At 51.2% G+C, this 25,088-nt stretch carries 22 protein-coding genes; 12 read left to right on the forward strand and 10 right to left on the reverse strand.

Features of this window, described 5'->3' with window-relative positions:
* Positions 1-17: 17 nt before the first annotated feature.
* A complete protein-coding gene (gloA, locus tag A10D4_RS11570; protein WP_008489713.1) occupies positions 18-578 on the reverse strand; it encodes a lactoylglutathione lyase in 561 nt (186 codons plus the stop codon).
* Between the two features lie 177 nt (positions 579-755).
* On the opposite strand from gloA, the gene A10D4_RS11575 reads away from it, so the two are divergent.
* Positions 756-1,556 carry a S1/P1 nuclease gene (locus A10D4_RS11575; RefSeq protein WP_008489714.1) on the forward strand — a complete coding sequence of 267 codons (801 nt, stop codon included), beginning with the start codon at positions 756-758 and terminating at the stop codon, positions 1,554-1,556.
* On the opposite strand, the gene rarD is transcribed toward A10D4_RS11575, so the two are convergent.
* Both rarD and A10D4_RS11585 read right to left on the reverse strand, forming a co-directional pair.
* A complete protein-coding gene (rarD, locus tag A10D4_RS11580; RefSeq protein ID WP_008489715.1) occupies positions 1,553-2,476 on the reverse strand; it encodes an EamA family transporter RarD in 924 nt (307 codons plus the stop codon). The two genes, A10D4_RS11575 and rarD, sit on opposite strands and share 4 nt — an antisense overlap.
* A gap of 30 nt (positions 2,477-2,506) precedes the next feature.
* A complete protein-coding gene (locus tag A10D4_RS11585) occupies positions 2,507-2,962 on the reverse strand; it encodes a thioesterase family protein (RefSeq protein ID WP_008489716.1) in 456 nt (151 codons plus the stop codon).
* A gap of 75 nt (positions 2,963-3,037) precedes the next feature.
* Between A10D4_RS11585 and recQ the strand changes: the two genes are divergently transcribed.
* The 3 genes from recQ to A10D4_RS11600 all read left to right on the forward strand — a co-directional run bounded on the left by recQ (position 3,038) and on the right by A10D4_RS11600 (position 6,796).
* Positions 3,038-4,912, forward strand: a complete 1,875-nt coding sequence (gene recQ / locus A10D4_RS11590) for a DNA helicase RecQ (RefSeq protein WP_008489718.1) — start codon at positions 3,038-3,040, stop codon at positions 4,910-4,912.
* Positions 4,913-5,003: 91 nt separating this feature from the next.
* Complete coding sequence (locus tag A10D4_RS11595; RefSeq protein ID WP_008489719.1) at positions 5,004-6,473, forward strand: sensor domain-containing diguanylate cyclase; 1,470 nt, start codon at positions 5,004-5,006, stop codon at positions 6,471-6,473.
* 35 nt (positions 6,474-6,508) lie between these two features.
* Positions 6,509-6,796 carry a DUF3630 family protein gene (locus A10D4_RS11600; protein ID WP_008489720.1) on the forward strand — a complete coding sequence of 96 codons (288 nt, stop codon included), beginning with the start codon at positions 6,509-6,511 and terminating at the stop codon, positions 6,794-6,796.
* Here the strand turns inward: A10D4_RS11600 and A10D4_RS11605 are convergent.
* Positions 6,793-7,413, reverse strand: a complete 621-nt coding sequence (locus tag A10D4_RS11605) for a LysE family translocator (RefSeq protein WP_008489721.1) — start codon at positions 7,411-7,413, stop codon at positions 6,793-6,795. The genes A10D4_RS11600 and A10D4_RS11605 overlap by 4 nt on opposite strands.
* A 68-nt stretch (positions 7,414-7,481) precedes the next feature.
* Between A10D4_RS11605 and A10D4_RS11610 the strand changes: the two genes are divergently transcribed.
* From A10D4_RS11610 to A10D4_RS11620, 3 genes are all read left to right on the forward strand, one after another.
* Positions 7,482-8,636 (forward strand): GNAT family N-acetyltransferase, encoded by a 1,155-nt coding sequence (locus A10D4_RS11610; protein WP_008489722.1) that lies wholly within the window; start codon positions 7,482-7,484, stop codon positions 8,634-8,636.
* 99 nt (positions 8,637-8,735) lie between these two features.
* On the forward strand, positions 8,736-9,329 hold the full coding sequence (locus A10D4_RS11615; RefSeq protein WP_008489723.1) for a Reeler domain-containing protein: 594 nt from the start codon (positions 8,736-8,738) through the stop codon (positions 9,327-9,329).
* A 118-nt stretch (positions 9,330-9,447) separates the two neighbouring features.
* The gene (locus tag A10D4_RS11620; RefSeq protein ID WP_008489724.1) at positions 9,448-11,079 is read left to right on the forward strand and encodes a methyl-accepting chemotaxis protein; all 1,632 of its coding nucleotides are present in this window, start codon (positions 9,448-9,450) and stop codon (positions 11,077-11,079) included.
* Positions 11,080-11,107: 28 nt separating this feature from the next.
* Here A10D4_RS11620 and A10D4_RS11625 read toward each other — a convergent pair whose 3' ends face one another.
* The 5 genes from A10D4_RS11625 to A10D4_RS11645 all read right to left on the reverse strand — a co-directional run bounded on the left by A10D4_RS11625 (position 11,108) and on the right by A10D4_RS11645 (position 18,063).
* Positions 11,108-12,976: an ABC transporter ATP-binding protein gene (locus A10D4_RS11625; RefSeq protein ID WP_008489725.1), complete on the reverse strand. Its 1,869-nt coding sequence runs from the start codon at positions 12,974-12,976 to the stop codon at positions 11,108-11,110.
* 25 nt (positions 12,977-13,001) lie between these two features.
* On the reverse strand, positions 13,002-14,090 hold the full coding sequence (locus tag A10D4_RS11630; protein WP_008489726.1) for a transporter substrate-binding domain-containing protein: 1,089 nt from the start codon (positions 14,088-14,090) through the stop codon (positions 13,002-13,004).
* Between the two features lie 134 nt (positions 14,091-14,224).
* Positions 14,225-15,715, reverse strand: coding sequence for a class I adenylate-forming enzyme family protein (locus tag A10D4_RS11635; protein ID WP_008489727.1), 1,491 nt, complete (start codon positions 15,713-15,715; stop codon positions 14,225-14,227).
* A gap of 16 nt (positions 15,716-15,731) precedes the next feature.
* Positions 15,732-17,420, reverse strand: a complete 1,689-nt coding sequence (locus tag A10D4_RS11640) for an acyl-CoA dehydrogenase family protein (protein WP_008489729.1) — start codon at positions 17,418-17,420, stop codon at positions 15,732-15,734.
* Positions 17,413-18,063, reverse strand: a complete 651-nt coding sequence (locus tag A10D4_RS11645) for a TetR/AcrR family transcriptional regulator (protein WP_008489731.1) — start codon at positions 18,061-18,063, stop codon at positions 17,413-17,415. The genes A10D4_RS11640 and A10D4_RS11645 overlap by 8 nt, the downstream gene beginning before the upstream one ends.
* A gap of 238 nt (positions 18,064-18,301) precedes the next feature.
* On the opposite strand from A10D4_RS11645, the gene A10D4_RS11650 reads away from it, so the two are divergent.
* Entirely contained in the window at positions 18,302-19,447 is a 1,146-nt protein-coding gene (locus tag A10D4_RS11650) for an acetyltransferase domain-containing protein (RefSeq protein ID WP_008489733.1), read from the forward strand.
* A 5-nt stretch (positions 19,448-19,452) separates the two neighbouring features.
* On the opposite strand, the gene A10D4_RS11655 is transcribed toward A10D4_RS11650, so the two are convergent.
* Positions 19,453-20,373 (reverse strand): DMT family transporter, encoded by a 921-nt coding sequence (locus tag A10D4_RS11655; protein ID WP_008489734.1) that lies wholly within the window; start codon positions 20,371-20,373, stop codon positions 19,453-19,455.
* A gap of 88 nt (positions 20,374-20,461) precedes the next feature.
* Here A10D4_RS11655 and A10D4_RS11660 point away from each other — a divergent pair, with 88 nt between their 5' ends.
* From A10D4_RS11660 to A10D4_RS11675, 4 genes are all read left to right on the forward strand, one after another.
* Positions 20,462-21,364, forward strand: a complete 903-nt coding sequence (locus tag A10D4_RS11660) for a LysR family transcriptional regulator (RefSeq protein WP_008489736.1) — start codon at positions 20,462-20,464, stop codon at positions 21,362-21,364.
* Positions 21,365-21,615: 251 nt separating this feature from the next.
* Entirely contained in the window at positions 21,616-22,278 is a 663-nt protein-coding gene (locus A10D4_RS11665; protein ID WP_008489737.1) for a hypothetical protein, read from the forward strand.
* Positions 22,279-22,426: 148 nt separating this feature from the next.
* Complete coding sequence (locus tag A10D4_RS11670; protein WP_237738547.1) at positions 22,427-23,575, forward strand: hypothetical protein; 1,149 nt, start codon at positions 22,427-22,429, stop codon at positions 23,573-23,575.
* A gap of 11 nt (positions 23,576-23,586) precedes the next feature.
* Entirely contained in the window at positions 23,587-25,086 is a 1,500-nt protein-coding gene (locus A10D4_RS11675; RefSeq protein ID WP_008489739.1) for a hypothetical protein, read from the forward strand.
* Positions 25,087-25,088: the final 2 nt, after the last annotated feature.

Raw genomic sequence — 25,088 nt, forward strand, 5'->3', positions numbered from 1 at the left:
ACCGCCAATGTTTATCGCTATGCTGAGGCTAAATGATCTTGCAGCATCGCCGGTTGACGGTCAGCGGTAAAAATTTCGATCCAGTAACCATCGGGATCTTTAATAAAAGCAATACCCTGCATTTTGCCGTCTGCGGGACGCTTTTGAAATTCAACCCCCAGTTCCTCAAAGCGCTGACACGCCGCATCGACATCGGGTACATGAAAGCCGATGTGACCAAAACCGCGTGGCTCGCTGTTACCGTTGTGATAACTGACATCATCGTCATCCTCGTCGCCCCAGTTATGGGTTAGCTCCAACATCGCTGGGCGTTTGAAGGTAGCAACGATACGCGGGTCATGAGCTTGCGGAACTTGCTCGGTTTGGTCGCTGTCGATGGCGGCCAGAAAATACAACGTGAACTTCATTTCTGGAAAGTCGAGACGCTTGACCAAGGTCATACCCATGACGCGGGTGTAAAAGTCTAAGCTACGCGTCGGTGATTTGATGCGTAGCATGGTTTGATTAAATACAAAGCCTTCGGTGGCGGGATCGCGTTGCTCAGCGAGGCCCTCGGCCTGATCAAAGTGGCGACTCATTATAGCTCCTTAACGCGGTGGTCATGATCAAAGGGGACGATAGTGCATTAACTTGGGGTATTGGGTCGACGATTCAACCCAGTCGATAGTGTTTAAGCTAAGAAAAGCCTACACTAGGGGATGCCTTTAGTAAGTACTCGTAGTTGACGAATTCGGTTGTTTAAGGAGTGGTTTCGTATGTTACAACGCCAATTATTGGTGGTCTTGCTACTGACGTTTAGCGCGGTAGCGACAATGCCGGCATGGGCTTATGGCTTTAACGGTCATAAAGCAGTGTGCCAAATTGCTTATGAGTTGCTGGACACTGACACTCAGCAGGCTATCGATGAGGTCATGCAGCAACAAGCGGCCTATCAAAGCTTCGCCGAGGCCTGCACCTGGCCCGATGATATTAAATCTAACCATGATTATGACTGGGCTGGAAGCTGGCATTACATCAACGTAGCACGCACACAGACGCAGGTTTCAATGCAAGATTGTGACGCCGATGGTTGTGTGCTTTCAGCCATTCCGGAAATGCAGGCACGTTTACGTGCAGACCACTCAGATTGGCAAGCATTGTTATTTCTAGCGCACTTCATTGGCGATCTACATCAGCCGCTACATGTCAGTTATGCCAACGACCGCGGTGGTAATCGCGCTGCTATTGAGTTTCGCGGCAAAGCCAGCAACCTGCATTCATTATGGGACTGGCAGTTGTTGCAGGCGCGCGGCATCGACCAGTGGCAGCAGTTTGCTAGCAATCAGCGTCAGCAAATTACCGCCGAACAACGTCAGCAATGGCAGCAAGGAACGCCGTCCGAGTGGGCAACGGAGTCGCTAGTGCTAACTCGCCAAGTTTATGCTGACTATGCTAACAAGCGCCCGGTTGATGACGCTTATGTTGCCGAATACGGTGCTCAACTAGAACAAAAGATGCGTCAGGCCGGTGTGCGCCTGGCACAGCAGCTAACGGTTTTTTACGGCCACTCGCACTAGCTGCTTTGACTAAGCTTTTTCGCCTGACGGCGCTGGCGCTGGTTATGAATCAGTGAGTCAGCGCTGTACAGCGCCAATGCCGACCAGATGATGATAAACGTGATCAACTTACCCATTGCTAACGGCTCGCCATAAACCACCACCGCCAGCACAAACATGATGCTGGGGCCGATATATTGAAAGAACCCCAGCGTTGAGTAGCGAATACGTTGCGCGGCCGCGGTAAAGCACAGCAAAGGCACGGTGGTGACAATACCGGCAGCCATTAATAACACGTTCAGCGTCCAGCTATTAGCGGCCAGATCGCTGCTCGGGGAGTCGGCAAAGCCAAACAGATAAATCAGCATGATAGGCAACAAGATCAAGGTTTCTAGCCATAAACCAGTAATCGAATCGACCGGCAAACGTTTTCGAATGGCGCCATAAATCGCGAAGCTACAGGCTAACGCTAACGCGATCCACGGTACCGAGCCAAACGACACCACCTGAATTAATACCCCGCTGACTGCCATTGCCACTGCCAACCACTGTAACTTGCGCATGCGTTCGGCAAAAAACGCCATGCCAATGGCGATATTGAGCAATGGATTAATGTAATAACCCAAGCTGGCATCTAATATATGGTCGTTATTGACGGCCCAAATGAACAGGAACCAGTTGCCACCCAGCAAAAAGGTTGCCAGCGTTAAACGCAGCATATGCGAGGGGTTTTTTAATACTGGTTTGAGCCGATTAATGCGTTTTAGCCCGACGATCAGCGCCAATACGATAACAAAAGCCCAAATGATCCGATGTGAAAGAATTTCTAAGGCCGGTACTTGCTTGATCAGCTTAAAGTAAACCGGCGCCACTCCCCAGCACGTGTATGCGGCAATCGCAAATAACACGCCCTGACGGGCTCGTTGAGCTTCGTCAGTCATAAATACCTCAGTATGAGTCAGAAGAAACGTTTAACCGACCAGATAAGTACCCGTGCCAAAGGCGATATGGGTGCCGCTGTCGTTGTGTAATTCCATTCGTGCCACCGCTACCTTGTTACCGGAGCGAATAATGGTGGCACTGGCAATAAAGGTCTGGCCACGGCCAGGGCGCAAATAATCCACGCGTAAATCAATGGTACCGCAACGCATTAAGCGTTCCATCAATTCGGTTTCCGAGGGCTGCTCTAAGCGTGCTACCATAGCGGCTATGGCAACCAGTCCACCGGCGGTATCTAAAGCGGTAGCGGTGACTCCACCGTGCAGGATTTGCTGCGGTGCATTACCGACCAAATCGTCGCGCCAATGAAAGCGCAACTCACCGCGCTCCGGGCTGAATTGCGTGATTTCGAATCCGAGCATACGTTGAAAGGGTATGCGGTCGTTCATAAACTCGGAAATTTGTGCAAGCAGCGCGTCCGTTGTCATTAGCTTATGGTGATCACCGATAGGGATGCTTACAATAGAATGTAAGGCCGCTGCTCGTCAACCAAACGGAAGCTTATGTCCAGTTCTCAGGCGTTATTTATTCATGACAGTGCTAGCTCATCGCAGTCGCTAACGTCTGCTACCGAGCTGAGCGAGCTATTAGCCGAGGTGTTTGGTTATCAGCAATTCCGTGATGGTCAACAAGCCGTCATGGACGCGGCGCTACAAGGTCGCGATAGTCTGGTGCTAATGCCCACTGGGGGCGGCAAGTCGCTGTGTTATCAATTACCCGCTATCGCGCAAACGGGCCTTACCTTGGTCATTTCGCCGCTACTGTCATTGATGCAAGATCAAGTCGATGCTTTGAATACCATGGGTATTGCCGCCGCCGCATTGCATTCTGGGCTGGCGCCAGAACAAAGTTTGCAGGTGTTGCGACAGTTACAGCAGGGGCAACTTAAACTGTTGTATGTCAGCCCTGAACGGGCACTGCAAACCAGCTTTATCGAGCGTTTAAGCAGCTTATCGGTAGGTTTATTGGCGGTGGATGAGGCCCATTGTATTTCGCAATGGGGGCACGATTTCCGCCCCGAATATGGACAGCTTGGACAATTGCGTCAGGTGTTACCGAATACGCCAGTGATGGCGCTCACGGCAACCGCTGATGCCGCCACTCAACATGATATTCAGCAACGCTTGGCGTTGCAGCAACCCCTAGTACACCGTAGTAGCTTTGACCGTCCTAATATTCGTTATTTGGTCGAGGAAAAATATAAACCGGTCAAACAGTTACGTGACTACGTGCGCAAGCAACGTGGGGCGGCTGGTATCGTTTATTGCGGTAGCCGTAAGAAAGTTGAGGAATTAGCCGAGCGATTACAACAAGACGGCGTCAGAGCGGCTGCCTATCATGCCGGTCTGCCGCATGAGCTGAAAGAAACGACCTTGCGTAACTTTGTCCGTGACGATGTTGATGTGGTGGTGGCGACGGTGGCATTTGGCATGGGAATTAATAAGCCAAACGTGCGCTTTGTTGTGCACTTTGATGTACCACGAAGTATCGAGGCGTACTATCAAGAAACCGGTCGTGCTGGGCGTGATGGCATTGCTGCAGAAGCGGTATTGTTTTACGAGCAAAGCGATGCCGCTTGGATTCGGCGCATGATCGAAGAACACGATAACGAGGAACGGCGGCGGGTTGAAGTACAAAAATTCAATGCCATGCAAGCCATGGCTGAATCGCAAACGTGTCGGCGTCTGGTGCTGCTTAACTATTTTAACGAATATCGGCATGAGCCCTGCGGCAACTGTGACATTTGTATCGACCCACCAAAGCAGTACGACGGCAGTGTTGATGCACAAAAGGCGTTAAGTTGTGTTTATCGAGTCGGCCAACAGTTTGGTATTCACCACGTGATTGATGTGTTACGGGGCAGCCGTTCGCAACGCTTGCAAGAACTCAAGCATGATCAGCTATCGACTTTTGCTATCGGTAAAGAGCAAAGCCATGAATATTGGTTATCGGTTATTCGGCAATTGATTCATCGCGGTCTACTGATTCAAAACATCCAACGGCATGCGGCCTTGCAATTGACCGAAGAGGCGCGCCCGGTATTACGCGGCGAACAAACCCTGATGCTGGCGCAGCCACGTATCAACTTGGTGGCGAATAAAGCGCGGGTGACCGACCGCGGAGATTACGACAAAGTGTTATTTCGGCGTTTACGGCAGGTGCGTAAATCCATCGCCGATGAGGAACAGGTACCGCCGTTTGTGGTATTCAACGACACTAGCCTTGTCGAAATGGCGCAACAGTTGCCCACCAGCGCCAGTGCTTTATTGGCGATTACCGGGGTCGGGCAGAAAAAACTTGAACGTTACGGGCGTGATTTTTTGGCAGCGATTGAAGATTACTTAGATGCCGACAACGAGCATCAATTAGTGCCATAAAGCAATCACTAAGCACCTGATAACAGTTATATTGACAGGTCGCAGGCAGGTAACTAACGTAAAATTAACAATTACTTGATGGCGAGCTGCGATGGCATGGCATCTCTCAGCGCAACGAACTGACTATCTCATCAAAAACTCGTCGATGGCACTCCTGTGGTTTGACCGCGAACAGCAGCAGTTATCATTGAATAGCAGCGCCGAGCATTGTTTAACATTGGGTTTAACATCGCCTGATAACGTGTCTTTGGCATTATTGCAGCAGCATTGGCAAGCGCTATTGTCGGCACCCACAATCGCCACATTTCTTATGCAGGGCGATGTCGGCGATACACTACCGATCTTGCATATTCAGTCGCAACGTCGTTGCTCACTACAGTTAACCACTCAAGACGCTGGCGGCTGCTTACTGTTGTTGACCGATGCAGACAATGAGCAAAGCGATAAAGCTAATCCTACCCAACAGTTTGACCGGGCGTTATCAGAGATATCCACGCAGCTTATTCGTTGCTCAGCGGAACAGGTCGACCAGCATATTGTAGCGGCGTTAGAGGCTTTTGCGCAGTGTAGCTACAGCGATCGATGCTATGTGTTTTTATTCGATGACGACGGTGAGGTTATCAATAATAGCCACGAGTGGGCAGCGGTTGGGGTGAGCCGTCATGCGCATGAATTAAAAGGCTTGCAGGAATCCGATCTGCCGTGGTTTTTTCAATGTTTGCGTGAACAACAGCAGATGGTACTCAATCACATTGATAGTCTACCGCGCGCAGCGCAAGCCGAGCACGACGAGTTTAAACGAGAACAAATCCGCTCGATACTGTGTGTCGGCATTTTTGCCAGCGACCGCATGATCGGTTTTGTCGGTGCCGACGCGGTGAAGCAGCAGCGTGACTGGACTCATGACGACATTCGCCGCTTACGTTTGGTTGGCAATGTAATTTTTAATACCTTGCAGCGGCATTGGGATCAACAAGCGTTAGATACGGCCCGTGAGCATATGCAAGCGCTTAATCAGCGTTTACAACGGCAGGCGCATCAAGATGGTTTAACCGGCCTGGCCAACCGGCGTGCACTGGATCGTTGTTTGTTATTAGAGCTACGACGTGCGGCGCGACAGCAGCAAGCACTGAGTTTATTGCTTATCGATATCGACTATTTTAAAGCGTATAACGACTATTTTGGTCACTTACATGGTGATCAGGCGTTAAAAACCGTGGCCCGAGTATTACAAGAGCATGCTCAACGCTCGGGAGACATGGTTAGCCGCTATGGCGGAGAGGAATTTGTCATCGTCTTGCCAGCCACCGATCAACAACAAGCCGAGCAGCTAGGGCAACGACTGTTGGCAAACTTACGCGCTGAACAAATTGCTCATCCAGCGTCGCCAACGGCGCAAGTGTTAACCATCAGTATCGGTGCTCATAGCATTACACCCGAGGCTAAGTCGGCGCCGCAACAGTTGGCGACACGATTATTAAAAGCGGCTGATGACGCGCTTTATTACGCAAAAAAGCAAGGTCGTGACCGTTATTGTTGCAGTCGCTCCATAAGCTATTAAGCTATGGCGCCTAGCTTCTCAAATAAAGACCGGTAATGACTAACGACACCTTGCAATTAAGTTGCTTACCCAGCCACGACGATCTGCATTCTTTACAACAATGGGCGGAACGTTTAGCGCATTTATTAGCGGCGGATATTCGCGAATTTGAGCTAGCTGCCGATCAATACTGTTGGCGTTTAAGTATTGCCGAGCAGCATTGGCTATTGTTCTATTCTGCACTTTGCCAATCGGTTTGGTTACAAGCGCTGGAGCCATCGGCAGTATTAACACCGGTTGCTGAACGATTAGGTCAACTGGGCTGGTTAACCGAACCGGACTAAACCGGGGTAAAATAATAGCGCCAGATATCGATGATAACCGGCACCACCGACAGCGCTAGCAGTAACCCCATACTGATGTTAAACAGGCGTTGCCAAAACGGTTGAGTCAGGATGCGTCTGAGCACGCTACCGCCAATTAACCAGGCACCCACGCAAGGGTAAGCCATCAATAAAAATGCCAGCGTGATGGCGCTGACTTCTATCCATAAATCACCGTGCATGGTGGTGAAGGTAGCGACGGCGCCGCTAGCCATGATCCAAGCCTTGCCGTTCACCCACTGGAACAACGCCGCTTGCCAAAAGCTCAGTGGTCGCTGTTCGCCACGCTTAATGGCACTGGGGTGCTGGCGCGCTATGTGCCAAGCTAGCCATAATAAATAGGCGGTACCTAGCACTTTGATGAGCTGGTGTAAGTTCGGGAAATGATCGAATACAACACCAAAACCTACGCCCACTAACAGTACCATGATAGGAAAACCAACACAGATACCGTGTAAGTGCGGTAAGCTAGCGCGAATGCCATAATTCATTCCCGATGACATGATCATGACATTATTGGGGCCGGGTGTAATCGTTGTCGAAAAAGCAAATAATAGTACGCTAAAAAACACGTCCATCGGGGCGTCTCCGATCATCAATTAAAGTGGCAATAGGTGATGCTTAGCATGCCGTATTCAGGTGTTTGATGAAAGCGCTAAATGCACAGTGGATTGATAATATTGCGGCGGTGAGTGAAGACCGTTGGCAATCGTTGCTAAGTAGTGATTATCCATTTATACAACATGCGTTCTTGGCCGCTTTAGAGGCTGGCAATAGTTGCTGTGCTGAGCAAGGCTGGCAGCCCCAACACTTATTGATTTGGCAGCAAGAGCGCTTAGTGGCAGCGGTGCCAGGGTACGAAAAATCGCACTCAATGGGCGAGTATTTCTTTGACTGGGCCATTGCCGAAGCCTATCAGCAGTGTCATTTAGATTATTATCCTAAGTGGGTTGCCGCGATTCCCTTCACCCCAGTAACGGGACCGCGCATACTGACAGCCACCGACATCAACAGCGAGCAAGTAACGACCGCCATTAACCAAGCGATACAGCAGCGTATGCAGGAGCGAGCTTGGTCGAACGCGCAAATTCTGTATCCCAGTCAACAACAAAGTGATCAATGGCGTGATCAGCAACAGTGGTGGCAGCGCTACGATATACAGTTTCTTTGGCACAACCGGGGTTATCGCGATTTTGCTGAGTTTTTGGCGGCTTGTACCTCGCGTAAACGTAAACAAATACGCAAAGAGCGCCGCGCAGTTATCGCACAAGGTATCGACATGCGTTGCTTGCAAGGCTCGCAATTGGACGATGATTTTTGGCAGCGCTTTGAGTATTGCTATCGTTTAACCTATTTAAAACGCTCTGGGCATGGCGGTTATTTAACCGCGGCAACCTGGCAGTTATGGCGTCGCCATATGGCCGACTCGCTGGTGGCGTTTGCCGCCTATCATGATCAACAAATGGTGGCTGCTGCGTTATGTTTCCGCTCGTCCTCAACGCTGTATGGGCGCTATTGGGGCTGCCTCAACGAATTTGATTTTTTACACTTCGAAGCCTGCTATTACGCCGGTATCGATTATTGCATCGCACATGGCTTGCGTGAGTTTGACGCAGGTGCACAGGGCGAGCACAAACTACAACGCGGTTTTGAGCCGGTACTACGTTATGCGAACTATCGTTTTGCTAACACCCCGCTAGCTCCGGCTATAGCGGATTTTTGTCAGCGTGAACAACAACATGTCCTCGACTATCAGCAGCAGGCACAAGCTCAGTTACCGTTCCGCCAAGTGAATAGTTGAATAGATAACAGTTTTGCGGTTTCTTTGCATGATAAGCATTCTTTTATGGCTTGGCTTACTATAGGATGATCAAGCCTATTCAGCTTCAGGTTCGCATACATGTCTCGGTTTCTTCTTATTTGGCTATTGCTGGTTGCTGCGGTTAGTCGTTCAGCGCTAGCCCTACAGGCCGTGTCAGAAGCGTTGCCGATAGATCATGGTAGTCAAGCCGAGCAACGCTTATGCGGGCAATGCCATGTGCCAGCTACCATTCAACGGGCAGAGCAAACCGGTATTCAAATCGAAGGGCTACCGACCCAGTACGAACCAGGCAAACGTTATCAGCTAACCTTAGTGTTGCACGACAAAAGTCGTGATATCGCGGGTTTTCAATTATATAGCGAAGCTATTAGCGAAGAACCGATAGCCGGTTTAAAAACGCGCCTACCCAGCGCCGGTCAATTAGCATCGGTCAGCGACGATACGCAATTGATGACAACCGATAACGGCGAAAGCTACTTAACGCACAGCCGCTTAACCTTAAAAAATGAGACAACGGCTAGCGAAATCCGTTGGTCGTTCACTTGGCATGCGCCTAACAGTCCTGACGAAAAAGTACGCTTTACTGCGATGGCGGTTGCTAGCTCTACCCAACCTCAGGGTATCGGCGATCAAGTATATCGTTTTGAACGCATCGTTTTTACGGCACCTTAATTGACTGCGAATTAATAATTACTACGTAAGTTCATATTTCTACTGTAGAATTTCCCAGAGATACCGATAAAGTCTCGATTTAATCTTTTCCCCCTAGGCTTCTCTGGAGTACCCGTTCATGTTTCGCAGTGTATCGATTGGTTTTCGTGCCAAGTTAGCTTTTGCCTTTATTGCCCTATTGATGATTGGTCTGGGATTGTTTGCGGTTACACAGCAACAACGTATGCAAGCACAAACTGACGAGATTACTGACGTCAGAGCGCAGATGCTCGAAGCCGTTTATGAAGTCGCTCGAGAATTCCTGCGCGTGCGAGTGCACACTTCAAACATCGCTGCGGCGACTAACGCTGCTGACCGCACTCGCTACATTGCACGGCTAGAGAACGCGGATAAGCAATTTACACAAGCGCTCGCACGCTTTGATGATTTTAATTTAAATGCCAATGAGCAGCGCCTAATGCGTGAGTTGCGGACGTTAATTCAAGGCTTTAATAACATTCAACAGCAGGTTATTGAGAAAGCTCAAGCGGGTCAGAACGATGACGCTTTTCGGTTACGTGACAGTCAGTTAATGCCGCAAACCGATAAAGTTACCGATATCATCAATCAGTTATTAAGTTTACAACGCGACGATATTAAAACCGCTGCAACGCTCAGTGCAGACATCGCTAGTACCTCATTATCTGCCACGATTAGTGCGGTGGTGATATCGGTGCTACTGATGTTTTTATTAGCTTGGCTATTAACTCGAAGCATTGTTGAACCTATCGGTCGAGCAGTAGGCGTTGCAAAGCGTATCGCGCAGCGAGATCTATCACTCACTGTTGATGTAGATGGTAATGATGAGGCAACGCAATTACTGGCCGCGTTACGTGACATGCAGCACGGGCTTAGTGATGCCATGAGGCAAATCGGCGAGTCCTCCGATCAATTAGCATCGACCTCGGAAGAGCTTAATTCGGTGACCGAAGATAGTTCGCGTGCGTTGCATGAACAAACCGAGCAATTACAGCTGGCGGCAACCGCTGTCAATGAGTTAACCGCGGCAATAGAAGAAGTGGCTCGTAATGCGCAAACCACTGCTGATTCATCGCAACTGGCGGATGAACGTTCACAGCAAGGCTTGCTACAAATTCAAGAGATGCTAAAAGAGATCGAAGGGTTGGTGGCCGATATGCAGCGCTCGTCGAGCGATATGACGCAGTTAGCAAATCAGGTAAAAAGTATTACATCGGTGCTTGATGTTATTCGTGGCATTGCCGATCAAACCAACTTATTAGCGTTGAATGCCGCTATAGAAGCGGCGCGAGCCGGCGAAAGTGGCCGTGGCTTTGCGGTGGTCGCTGATGAGGTTCGTGCGCTAGCAAAAAGAACACAAGATTCGACTGCTGAAATTGAGGGGATGATCACGGCAGTACAGGGTGCAAGCGACGCCTCGGTTAAAAGTATGCAACGCGGCGAGCAGCGTGCAACCGGTACTTTAGATATGGCACGTGGCGCCGGCGAGGCATTAAGTGAGATCACCGCTGCGGTGAGTGATATCAATGAACTTAACCTGTCGATTGCCAGTGCTTCCGAGGAGCAGTCGAAAGTCGCCAGAGAGGTCGATGGTAATTTAACCCGAGTTAACGATTTATCGGCACAAACGGCGACTGGTGCCAATCAAACAGCAGCATCTAGCGCAGAGCTTGCGCGCTTAGCATCACGTTTAAGCGAAATGGTTGCTCGCTTTAAGTTAGCCAATGGCTAAGTGACAATCCGGCCCGGGCCACCAGCGGTTAAACCGTAGTGGCCTGCTGCTGTTGTTCCTCGGCATCATCTTCGAGTAATAAAAAACCACCCGATTGATGTTGCCATAATTGTGCGTATAGACCGCCTTTGCTAAGCAATTCATCATGACTGCCGTATTCGATGATCTGCCCTTTATCCATGATCACTAGACGGTCCATCGCGGCGATAGTGGACAAACGGTGAGCAATAGCGATAACCGTTTTGCCCTCCATTAAACTGTACAAGTTCTCTTGAATAGCCGCCTCGATTTCCGAATCAAGTGCTGACGTTGCTTCATCCAAAATCAAAATCGGCGCATCTTTCAACATCACTCGCGCAATCGCGATACGCTGGCGTTGTCCGCCGGACAGTTTGACGCCGCGCTCGCCGACATGCGAGTCGTAGCCGGTACGACCATGCGGGTCGGCTAAATCCAAAATAAAGTCATGTGCATGGGCGCGTTTGGCGGCCTCGATAACCATCGCTTCGGTGGCTTCAGGACGGCCGTACTCAATGTTTTCACGCACCGAACGATGCAGCAACGAGGTGTCTTGCGTAACCATGCCGATGTGGGCGCGCAGACTATCTTGTTTAACCTCGGCAATATCTTGGCCGTCAATAAGAATACGTCCACCTTGCAGGTCGTAAAAACGTAGCAGCAGGTTAACCAAGGTCGACTTGCCAGCACCCGAACGACCGACGATACCGACTTTTTCACCTGCCGCGATAGCCAGTTGTAAGTCCTCGATAACGCCACTGTCTTTACCGTAATGAAAACGAATATGGTCGAATACAATGCTGCCATGCTTGACCACTAAATCACGAGCGTCGGCTTTATCCTCCACTTGGCGCTGCGATGATATCGACTTAATACCATCTTGCACGGTGCCGATGCTTTCAAACAGTGTCGATAACTGCCACATCACCATTTGCGACATACCGAACAGGCGTAGCACCAAACCAATGACCACCGCGACGGCGCCTAACGACACACTATCGTTCATCCACAAGCCGATAGCGGTAGCCGCAGAACCAAATAGTAAGGCGCAGTTGAGTGCATACAAAAAGCCATACAGCCAAGTCACCAAACGCATTTGTTTGTGCACGGTTTGTAAAAAGCCGTCCATGCCTTCTTTGGCATAAGCGGCTTCGCGTTGCGCGTGTGAGAACAACTTAACGGTTTGGATGTTGGTGTAGCTGTCGACGATGCGGCCGGTCATGATGGAACGCGCGTCGGCTTGAATTTGCGAGACTTTGCCCAGCCGGGGTACAAAAATCTTCAGCAGAACCACGTAAAGTATCACCCACGCCGCTAACGGCAATGCTAAACGCCAGTCGGCGCTACCAATAATGATGAACATACCGATAAAGTAAACGCCAACGTAGTTGACGATCTCCATCAGTGTGGTGATGCACTGCCGCACCGCTAGCGACGTTTGCATGACCTTGGTGGCTACCCGGCCCGGGAACTCGTCTTGATAGTAGCTCATCGACTGTTTCATCAGATAGCGATGCGCCTGCCAGCGAATACGCATCGGATAGTTACCCAGTAGGGTCTGGTGCAGCAACATTGAGTGTAACCACACCATCAACGGCAAACCAATCAGCACCACTGCCGACATCGCCAGTAAGCGCGTGCCTTGTTGTTGCACAAAGTGCTCTGGATCTTGTTGCGATAACCAGTCGACAATGTTGCCTAAAAAGGCGAACAACCAGACTTCGGTCAGCGCAATACCGGCCATGAATAAGGCGGTCAGTACGATGTATGGGGTACTGCCTTTGGTAAAGTGCCAGCAAAAGCCAAAAAAGCTTTGCGGCGGCTGGGTCGGCTCTTCCGCTGGAAACGGATTTAAGCGATTTTCAAACCATCGAAACATCAGCGGTTACATCCTTATCATTGAATCACTGGTTACTGCCTAAGTAGTTACTGACTGCTTGCTGCCACTCGTTGGTGGCAGTGATATCGAGTAGCGATCGGTTTATTTGCTCGCGTAGCGGGCTATCTTCGGCAACGGCGAAAGCATAATCTTGTTGCATGAAGACATTGGGTAATACTCGTAAGCTAGCGTCGCTGTATTGACGCACTAAATACTTTAACAAGGGCGCGTCATAAACCACCGCATCGACCTCGTTTCGCTGCAAGGCTTGCAGCGCTTGTTGCAGGTCTTGATAGTCGCCGCGATAGCCAATACTGCGGTCGTTTAACCACTCAGCACTATAAGAATCGGGCAAGGTGGCGACACGAAAATTAGCCAAATCTGCCGGTCCTTTGACCGCACTACCGAGTTGATTAACGGTTAACGACGAGGCAATTGACGCCGTAAAACTCGAAATAATGATCACCGAGGTAAACATCCACACCAGCGCGACTGCACGGCCACCGGTAGTTCGTGGCGACTTATCACCATAACCGACGGTGGTCATGGTCACCGCTGCCCACCAAAAGCCAGCGCCGATCCCGCGCCAGCTATTGCGTTGGAATTCATCCTCATTATGGCGTCGTTCGAACAACCACACAAGCCAACCCGATAGCAATAAAATCCCAATCAGCGCGGTCAGTGCGCTAACGAAGTCCCAACTAAAGAAGCGGGTGATCACCAACCACCATGTCGGTTGCTGTTCAGACTTAACCGCAATGCCTAACCCGGCATTAAAAAACGGTTGGGTAAAATCTAACAGCTGTTCGCGCTCGGCGGTCACATAAATTGCGCCGACACCGACATCAAATCGTTGCTCGGCCACGCCCGCTAACACATCTGCTAATGAGGTTTTATGATAGCTGTACTGCCAGCCCTGTTGCTGTGCGATTTGTTCCCATAGTTGAATGCTCAGGCCATGGTAATTACCTTGCGCATCTTGCATAACAAAAGGCGGATTTTCACGCACGGCTACCTGCAACGATTGTGCCTGTACTAGCGGCGCTAATAGTAAGCTAAGCAACAGCGCGACGAAGCAACCTTTAGTTTTTTGAAACAATGCGTTATCAAGCATCCTCGACATCCTTGTGGTGGCTGAAGTGGTAACGAAACGTTTCGAGTATAGCACGTAAAATCAATCACAAAGCCGCGCGCCGAGTGTGGATATCGGCGCCGTGGCAGGTTATTCGGAGGTCAACTTGGCTGGCATTATGATTGGCGTAGTTTGTGCTTCAATACTTTACCGTTAGCATTGCGTGGTAGGTCATCGACGAAGCTATATAAACGTGGGTGTTTGTAGCTCGCGAGGTGTTCGGCTATGTAGGTTTTCAAAGCGTTTTCGGTGTCGCTGGCGTTGGCTTCGGGCACTAACATGATCACCGCTTTAACGCTTTCTCCCCATTCCTCATGAGGTATCCCGATCACGGCGACTTCTTGTACGCTGGGATGGTTACTCAAAACCTCCTCGACTTCGCGCGGATAGACATTTACACCACCGCTGATAATGAGGTCTTTTTTGCGATCTTTTATCCAGTAAAAGCCATCGTCATCCTGCACCGCGATATCACCGGTTTTTAACCAGCCCGCCTCGCTATAGCTGGCGCTAGTGGCCGCAGGATTACGCCAGTACTCACGCATCAGGCCTTCGCCGCGCAGCTCGATTTCGCCAGCCTCACCCGGGGCTACGGCTTGTTGCTGGTCATCGACAAGACGGATCTCGGTATTTAGCGCCGCGCGTTTGCCGATTGAGCCAGCCTTGGTTAAACCGTGCTCTGGAAACAATAACGTACCGGTTGGACCGGCTTCGGTTAACCCATAAACGCAGTAAAACTGATCGCTGGCAAAGGCCTGTTGCACCTGTTTGGCTTGTGCTGGCGACATCGGTCCGCCGCCATAAATCCAGTGACTCATGGAGGACAAATCAGTGGTCGCGATAGCCGGATGTTGCGCGGTTAGCAAATAGGCAACCGGGGCACCAAAAAAGTGTGTAGTGCGATACTTGGCGACATGGGTTAGCAGAATATCGGGACTAAAACTGCTCGCGACGACCTGACAACAACCGACCATGGTGCCTGCCACCAAGCTCAAATGTAACGGCGCCGAATGGGTAAAAGGCATCAAATTCAGCAGACGGCTTTCGGGACGATACTGCATTTCTACGGCAAACATGGTGGCAACGGCAATTAGCGCTTGATGCTGAAACAGCACACCCTTAGGGCGACCAGTGGTGCCAGAGGTATAAATAATGGCGCAGTTATCGCTGCTGCTATGTTGTGCTTCGATAGCCTCGGCGGCATACGCCGCGAGTTGTTGTTGAGGTTGGTTCAGTAACAAACAGGGCACGGTGTCAGTGAGTGCGGCTAACGGCTGTTGCGTGAGCTCGCAACTGATCACACAGCGAGCCTTAGCATCGCCCAAAATATAATCCAATTCGGCGCTGGTCAGTTTAACGTTTATCGGCACCACGATAGCTTGCAGGCGAATGACGGCAAAGTAGGCGATCACAAAGGCGGCACTATTAGGCAGTAACAAGGCGACTCGATCGCCCTTACCGACTTGATAGTCTTGGCGCAGGCAATGTGCCATTTGGTTAACCAAGGTATCCAATTGCTGCCAGTTTAAGTGTGTGTCTTCGCTCAGCAGCGCGTCAGCGTTGGCGTATTTACGGCCATTACGAGCAACATAATCGGCAATATTCATAGCGGCATCCTTAACCTTAAGCGTGATGTGGTGCGGCGCGTGTAATAATGGCGCGACAATCGGCAGAGGTTGTTAGGCTGCCGTAGTTCAAACCGCAATAGGCGCCGACACCGGCTTGTAAGCGGCTACCGACAAAGGCGTCAGCAACGGCGGCAGGAGCATGTTGGATAAGTAGCGCAGCTTGCAACGCTAATGCCATGCTATCGGCCACTTGCCGGGCGCGATATTCCAGTGTCTCGCGGTCGTTAAATTGTTGTTTAAGCCCTCGTACAAAGGCGTCAAAGGTGGCATTGCCAGCAGCGCCTTTCAGCTCATCAAAATAGGCATCGAGTACCGCTGGCTGACGCGCTATGGCACGTAAAATGTCGAGACACTGGACATTACCACTGCCTTCCCAAATAGCATTTACCGGCGCCTCGCGATACAACCGCGGCATAATATGTGTTTCCATCACGCCGCTGCCACCAATGACCTCCATAGCTTCGTAGGCGTGATTTGGCGTACGTTTACAAATCCAGTACTTACCGACAGCGGTGGCGATACGCGCCAGTAAACGCTCGTGCTCGTCGTCTGGGTTATCCATCGCCCGCGCCATGCGCATCATATAAGTCATTGCCGCTTCGCTTTCTAAGGCCAGATCGGCAAGTAAGTTCTGCATCAACGGTTGTTCGCTCAGTTTGGCGCCAAAGGCTTGGCGTTGACTGGCATGATGGATGGCCTGCGCGGTGGCTTGCCGCATACCGGCTGCGGAGCCGATCATGCAGTCGTAGCGGGTGGTGGCGACCATTTCGATAATGGTGCGTACACCACGACCCGGCTCGCCTACACGCCAGGCTAATGCGCCGCGCAGTTCGACTTCGCTGGAAGCATTGGCGACGTTACCCATCTTGTCTTTTAATTGTTGGATTTGTAAGGCATTTTTACTGCCATCGGGGCGCCACCGGGGTACTAGAAAGCAGGTTAAACCCGGCTCGGTTTGCGCCAACACCAAAAAAGCATCACACATCGGTGCCGAGACAAACCACTTATGCCCGACTAATTCATACAGTTCACCACGCGCGTCGCTGCCCACGGGGTAAGCGCGCGTTGTATTTTGTCGCACATCCGAACCGCCTTGTTTTTCGGTCATCGCCATCCCGATAGTCACGCCCTGCTTATCGACATCGGGGCAATTACGCGGGTCGTAGTGATAAGCGGTAATTTTGTCCTGCCAGTAGGCCGCTAACGACGGTTGGTGTTGTAACGCTGGAATAGCAGCAAAGGTCATGGTGATCGGGCAGCCGTGCGCGGCCTCGACTTGGGTTTGCAGGTAGTATTTTGCCGCTCGTGCAACGTGTGCACCGGGTTTGGGTTGTCGCCAAGGACTGCTGTGTAAACCGGCTTCAATCGATGCCTTCATGAGCGTGTGGTAGCTGGGGTGAAAGTCGATTTGGTCAATCCGATGACCATAGCGATCATGAGTTTTCAATTGTGGTTTCTGGGCATTGGCTTGAAAGCCTAAGGCTATGGTGTCCGCCCGCCCGGTGACGGCGCCAAACTCATGAATTTGTGGTTCAGCCCAGCCGGCACCTTCGCGCTTCACTGCGGCTTGTAAGGCCTTATCGGCTTGATAAGGATTATAATTTTCCAATGCTTGTGGCTGGTTTAATACACGATGAGTGCACGCACCATAGCGATCTTGCATGGGGTATATCAGATCAGTCATCAGCGTTCTCCTGAATTAAGCGATGCGTGGTCGCCGTCGAGTATGGCGCGGCGAGTAAGCCGCGTAGACAAAACTGCACAATGTCATCGACCACGGTAGTCGACGGTTGTGGCGTATTGGCTTCGGTGTGTCGACTAACTTGTGCGAGCGGACCAATTAGGGCCTCGGCAATCGCGCCAACAATGGCCGTGCTGCTGAGTTGCGCATTCTGTGCCGGAAGTTGCTGGTTATCGATGCCGCGTTGAATGCTGGTAGCGAACAGTTCAGCATATTGCTGACGAAACTGTAAGCGTTGCTGATCCACAGCCGCTTCCACCGGTTCGGCAATCAGCGCCCAAGCTAATGTCGGCGCACGCAGTGCGCGCTGGGCAAAGACGTTGAGTGCATGAGCAATTTGTGCGGGTGCTGCTGCACTCACGGTCAACGCTTGCGCCACTTGCGCTACCTCAATGCGGGTCGCACGTTTAAAGACCTCGGCAGCCAACTGTTCTTTGGCTGGAAAATAGCGATATAAAGTGCCGGTGGCGACGCCCGCGTGATTGGCTAATTGCTGCATTTGTAAACCGCTAAAACCAGCGCTAGCGACCAGTTGCTGCGCGCAAATCAGCAGATGTTCGCGGGTCGCGGCTTTGCGATCGCGCATTTTATGGGTTTCTCGGTAAGCCACGGGCTGTCGTCACGTTGTTGATTAAGTCACAATAGCTAAAGAATGAATCTAGATTCACTTTTTGTCAAACGAGTTTCTAGGGCAGCGCTACAGAGCCGGTTTGGTGGGGTAAAACCAGCGAATTGATAGCTCTGCGCTGGTGACAAGGGATAATGATTCGGTTAGTATTCGTGATATTATAACGTATCATTATTGCCGGGTTGGAGTCGGGCGCATGAGCACTGAAACGATAGTTAAACGCATCAATAGCATCGACGCCATGCGTGGTTTGGTCATTTTACTGATGCTGTTAGATCACGTGCGGGAGCGGTTTTTTCTGCATATGCAGGTCAGCGATCCGATGCTGATCAGCGAAACCTCCGCTAGTCTGTTTTGGAGTCGTTTTGCGGCGCACTTTTGCGCACCGATATTCATTTTTTTAACCGGCCTATCGGCGTGGCTTTTCGCCCAATCACGGCAGTTCGACTTAACCCAAACACGCCAGTTTTTGTGGCGCCGTGGTCTATTTTTGCTGCTGCTAGAAGTCACCTTGGTGACGTTTTCTTGGATGGGTAGCTATCACACCATTTGGTTGCAGGTCATTTGGGCCATTGGCCTGTGCATGCTGGTGCTGGCAGTTTGCGTCAATTGGCCGCGCTGGCTGCTATTGAGCGTGGGTCTGTTACTCGTAGGTGGACACAATCTGCTGACGCCCATTAATCTGCAGCCTGAGCAATGGGGCTATAGTCTGTGGACGATATTACATGACCGCGGCTGGTTACTGACCGATGCTGCCGTAAACATTAAAGTCAGTTATCCGGTATTGCCTTGGATTGGTGTGATCTTGTTGGGCTACGCCGCTGGACCCTTATATGCGAAACAACAGCCAGCGGCGCAACGTCTGCGTTGGCTATTATGGCTGGGGATCGGCTGTTTACTGGCTTTTGCGCTATTACGCGGCGGCAACCTATACGGCGAAACACTGCCCTGGCAAATGATGGATAGCGTTGCGCAGACGTTGATGTCGGTGTTCAATGTGACCAAATATCCGCCATCGCTTAACTTTTTATTAGTCACCTTAGGCGTTATGTTCATCGCCTTAGCGTTACTAGAAAAATATAACAGCCGGTTAAACAATTACTTATCCATATACGGCGGCGCGCCGATGTTCTTTTATCTTTTGCACCTATACCTGTTGCTGGCGTTATACCAATTAGCGCTCGCCTACTTCGGTGCTAATCAGGGCGATTACTTTGGTGTCGATAGCATGGCGCAGGTGTGGTTGATCAGCGCCTTGTTAGCCTTCGCGTTGTATTGGCCGACACGCAGGTTTGCACAATACAAGCGCGCCAGCCGACAAGCCTGGATCAAGTATCTGTAAGTTGCTTAGGCGGTCGCTCGACGTCGCCGCAAGCGTTGCCACAGCGGTGCCAGCATCAAGCCGCTCAGCACAATGACCATGCCTAACAGTTGGATGGCGGTCAGAGGTTGGCCTAGCAGCAATGCTGTCAGGGCGGAGAATACTGGCACTAAGTTAAAGAATAAAGAGGCCGTTGCCGGACCCAGTACTTTGACGCCGTTAAGCCATAATAAATAACCCAGCACGGTAGCAAAGATACTGACATAAAGTACGCCTGCGGTCGCTGTCCAACTCAAGTTAGCCAAAGCTGCAACGGGATGGCTGGCGCTTTGCGCAAGGCTCATTAACAGCAGCGCGCCACAACCGGCTAGCATACTCAGTAGAGTAAAGGGCAACAGCGCCAACCAACGCGAGATATATTGACTACAGACGGTATAAGCACTCCATGCCAACATACCTAAAATCACTAGCTGGTCGCCGTGATTAAACTGCAATTGCAGTAAACGTTGCAGTTGGCCGTCGGTAATGACTAACAGTACGCCCAGTAGCGCCAGCGCGATGCCGAGGCCTTGTGGCAGGGTGAGCCAGCGTTTTTGGATGATAGCCACTAGCAGGTTAGTTACCAGTGGGCTTAACGCCATGATCAACGCTCCATTGGTGGCGGCGGTTTGCGTTAAACCGGTAAATAAGGCCCAATTAAATGCGCCAATACCGACGACACCGGCAACGATGACTAACGCCCACTGCGCCAGGCTTAAGCGTGTTATGCGCTCACGCCGGTAGAGCATATACAAGGCTAACAGGCTGGCGGCGATAACAAAGCGCCAGATGGCCAGCGATAAGCCGTCCATTTCGTTCAGCACAAACTTAGCAACTGGAAAGGTACTGCCCCAAAAGAACGCGCAGATAAACAGCATCAACACGGTACCGCGTGAACTTTCACTCATATTTTTACCCCGTTTATCGTTAGGGTGCTAGTCTATAAGTTCCAATTAGCGTTTGATATAGGCCTTTGTGGCGCATTAGATTCCAAATATGAAACTTAATTATTCCTTAGATGACATGCATCTGTTCTGGCTGGTGGCGCGCTATGGCAGTTTTCGGCAAGCGGCGCAGCAGGCCGGATTGCCGGCGTCGACGTTGAGCCGTCGAATCAAGCGGCTTGAGCAACAGTTGGCGTTGCGTTTGCTGCACCGCGATGCGCATCGCGTTACCTTGACCGCCTCGGGACAGCAATACTTGCAACGCTGTGGGCCGTTGTTTGGCGAACTGACCGATATTAGCAGTGAACTTTATCACGAAGTACATGGCGCACGTGGCACCATCCGCATCGCCGCGCCGGTGAATAGCACCCAACACTGGCTGGGACGAGCACTGAATCGCTTTTTACAGCGCTACCCCGACATCGACATTCAACTGACCCTGTCGAACAGCAACATTGATATGAACGCGCAATTGATCGATATGGTCTTTCGTGTTGGTGACTTACCGCCCTCGGATTGGATTGCCCGACCCTTACTACAGGTGCCATTTATGCTTTACGCCAGTCAGCAACAGGCAGCCTGGTTACGGTTAACTCACCCGAGTGAATTGGCGCAAGTACCGCTGGTGGTCAGTACTCCCATTACGCATTGGCGTTTGCAACACAAACATACTCAGGCTCACTATTTATGGGTACCCCAGCCCGCAGCTATTCGCTTAGCCGTGAACGACATCAGTGTCGCTAGCCAAGCGGTTGCAGACGGTATCGGTGTCGGCTTTTTACCCTTATCAATGACCACCGCACTGCGTGACAGCGGTGAGCTACAGGCGATTATGAGCGACTGGATCGGACAACCAAGGCTGATCCACATGCTCTATCGTGATCGTGATAACTTACCGCAACGGGTGCGCCTGCTTATCGACTTCATGCTGGCCTATACGCGCGAGCTTGGATAGCTATCGCCTTTGCGACTATGACTTATATGAAAGGCTGACATGATTTGTTACCGATATCTGCGTTGATTAACAGTACTTTTTATCGCTCTTGGTTATGCTATTTCATAAACTAAGCGTATCCAATGTTGCTCACGGCTAACGGATACGGTATTAAAAGATGAGTATTAGTTTTATTACATGTTATTAACAAGGTGCTCATGGCTGCTATTATGTTCGACGTCGAGTGACGCCGAACGGGACCGACGAATGATATGACCAGCAATTTGATGAAAGCGATGGGGCTAACTATCGCATTGGCAAGCGCCGCGCTAACCGTCGCGGGCACTGCTTATGCCCTAAACGGCCTGCAACATCAGCAGAATTCAGGTACTTATGTACCAGGTGCGGCTTATGATTGCAGCGGCATCAGTTTGGATCAGCAAGATCCCACCAGTTTGACGCGTGAGGAGAAAATTGCGCAACTGGAAAAAACCTTACAACACTCTATCGACGATTACGCCACCTGTTTGCAACAGGTACAAGCCGATATGGCTAGCGCCGAACAGCAAAGTGGTCAAGCGGCTGCTGGCCAAACCGGCAATGGGCAAAGCGGTGCTGGTCAAGCGCAAGGCCAACAGCAAGGAGAGCAAGGAGCACAGCAGAGTTCGTCTACACAGACCACCAGCGAGCAACAACATCAGCAACAGCGTTCACAGCAGGGTGAGTCGTCGACCACCGAGCAAGAAGCGCTACCGGCTGCACAACCCGGCAGCCCACCACAGGGCGCTGGAGGGCCACGGCAAGCAGTGCCACCAGCGGATAACGCGTCGGTGTTATGTACTTTACTGTGGCAACAAATTGAACAGGCCAGTGATGCTGCCAGCAAGGAAAAGCTGACCCAGCAGTACCTTGATTACAACTGCGGTAAATCCTAATAAGAGAACGATTATGTCAATCAACAACGTTACCCTATCGAAGCAACCATTACTGTTTTTGTTGTGCGCATTCACACTCCTCTTAAGTGGCTGCGGCGCGACCCCCAAAACACAAAATGGCCCGTTAATGGTGGGTCCCGGCTCAACTATGCAGAGCGAACCGACAAAACGCAGCTATAACTACAACAGCAGCATTTATTTGGACGTCGCGGTACCGGTGTTTAATCCGGGCTTTCCGATTGACGCTGATAGTGGGCATATCGATTACGATGAATTGGGCGAGATGGATATTTGGCCACAATTGCGCCGTGCCGAAGCCAAGCGCTTTGCGATTCAAACCAAACATGCGCTGCAAGATACCAAGGCGTTTGGCTCGGTCAATAACGTACCCAGTACCGATACCACCGCCGATTTATTTGTGCTTGGCACCATCAATCACTCCGATAGCGAAGTTGTGACCATCACGGTGATGGTCATTGATAGCGCGGGCACGATTTTGGGCGAGCGCGAGTTTGAACACACGGTCTCGCAGTATTTTTTCCGCGACCAACAGAATCAGGATAAAAACCCCTACGAACCGGTCTTTAGCCAAATTGGTGATTATGTTTACGATTTGGTCACGCAATTACCCGATACGCAAAAGCAACGTATCAAACAAACCACGTTGGTGCGTTATGCACAGTATTACTCACCTGAGGCCTACGACAGCTACGTCTCACGCCAGTTAAAGCGGTATGACGGACAGCAATATTATCAATATTCGTTGAACGGTTTACCGGCCGAAGATGATCCTATGTTCCAACGTATTCAAAATTTGCGGGCGCAAGATTTACTGTTCGTCGACCGCATGCAAGACCAGTTCGAGGTGTTTGATAAAGAAACCGAAGACGCCTACCGACAGTGGCAAAAAGAAACCCTGCCAGAAGCTGTGCGTGCTCGCGAAGCGCGTGCCGAGCGTAACACCAAAGCGGCATTGGGTATTGGTTTAGGGGTGTTGGCAGCGGTATTGGGCAATAACAGTTCGTCTACCGCTACAGCGGTTGCCAGAACCGCCGGTGCTATTGGTTCGGTGTGGTTGCTAAAAGATGCCTACAAAGCCAACGAGAACCTAAAAGTCGCCCGCACGGTTATCGATGAAATGGGGCAAGGCTTAGATTTGAACTTGAGCCCAACGGTGATGGAGTTTGACGACAAAAGCGTCGAATTAACAGGTACCGCTAGCGAACAGTACGAGCAGTGGAAGGCGCATTTACGTAAAATTTATGCGCTTGAACAAACGCCCGACACGCGATTGTAACGGCGCCACCGATGGCTGAGCACAACCAACCACAAAGCCAGATTGACGCGCTGCTTGCCGAGCAAGCACAGCAGCAGCGTCGACGCTGGCTCATCGCCATAGCGGTGCTGTTGTTGTTATTGGCGTTATTGAGTTTGGGCTGGCTGGCACAGCAAGTGCTGATTAACAGCAGCACCCCGGCTGCTGCGCAGCAGTTGGAGAGTAGCGCTGACGCTAGCGCCGAGAAGCAACCTGAACAAGCCCTTGCAACGCCAGACACCGGGACCGATGAGCAGCAAGCACAACGCCGGCAGCAGTTTATGCAACAGCTGCCGATTTTCGAGCAAGGGTTAGAGGCACAACTGACGCAAGCCCACGTCAAACGTTTTGCCGAATCGGCGGTGACCGCCGCGCTGGCGGCAAAACAGCAGGCTCTGGTGGCATTTGCTAACGGCGATTATGAACAAGCATTGCAGCAGTTAGGCGAGGCTCGTGAGCAAGGCAAAGCCATCTTGGCCAACTGGCAGCAAACATTGCAACAGCGTCTTAGCGAGGCGCAACAAGCATTTGCCAGTGACCAAGTGAGCGCCGCGCAACTGGCGTTGGAGAAAGCGCTGTTACTCGACCCCGACAACCAGCAGGGGCAGCAACTGCAACAACGTATCGCGGTTTACCCCGAGGTTAGCCGTTGGTTAGATCGTTATCGCGTCGCTGAGGTCGAGAATAATCTATCGGCTCAGATCGACGCCCTGACCAAGGTACTGGCATTAGACCCTGCGCGGCAGTCGACTTGGCAGCAAACACTGAGCGACAAGCGCCGCTTACAACAGCAGCAGCAAGCTGATAGTTGGGTGACGAAGGGCGTGGCGGCATTACAAAGCGGTGATTTAACGGCTGCCGAACAGGCTTATCAACAGGCCCGGCAGCAGGCGCCGCAACAAGGCAATGTCCAGCAGTTGGGTAAAGCGCTTGCCAGCGCGCAACACGAGCAACAGTTACAACAACAGCAACAGCGTATCCAACAGTTGATCGGCGCCGACGATTGGCGGCAAGTGCAGCAACTCAGCGCCTCGGCGTTGCAGCAATTTCCTAATAACTCACAGTTACAGCTGTGGTCACAACAGGCGCAACAATTGAACCAAGTGCAACAGCAATTGGACAACTATAACGCTCGTCCACAACGATTAACCGACAGCAATATTCAACAAGCGGCCACCGATTTGTTGGCCACGGCGTTACCGTTAATGCCGCAGTCGGCAAGGCTGCAACAAGCAGCACAGCAGTTGGCGCAACAGATCGATCAACTGCAACAGCCGGTTGCGGTGACGGTGATTTCTGATAATCGCACCGATATTCGCGTGCTCGGCACTGGCGTGGTCGGCACCGTCGATGAAAAAGTGATTCAGCTTAAACCGGGTCGCTACACCTTAGAGGGACGGCGCGACGGCTATCGTAGCAAACGCGTGACGCTAGCATTGGCGCCAGGGCAAGAACAAGCGCGAATTGAACTGATTTGTGACGAAAGGATATGACC

The organism is Idiomarina xiamenensis 10-D-4 (assembly GCF_000299895.1).
GTDB classification, from domain to species: domain Bacteria; phylum Pseudomonadota; class Gammaproteobacteria; order Enterobacterales; family Alteromonadaceae; genus Idiomarina; species Idiomarina xiamenensis.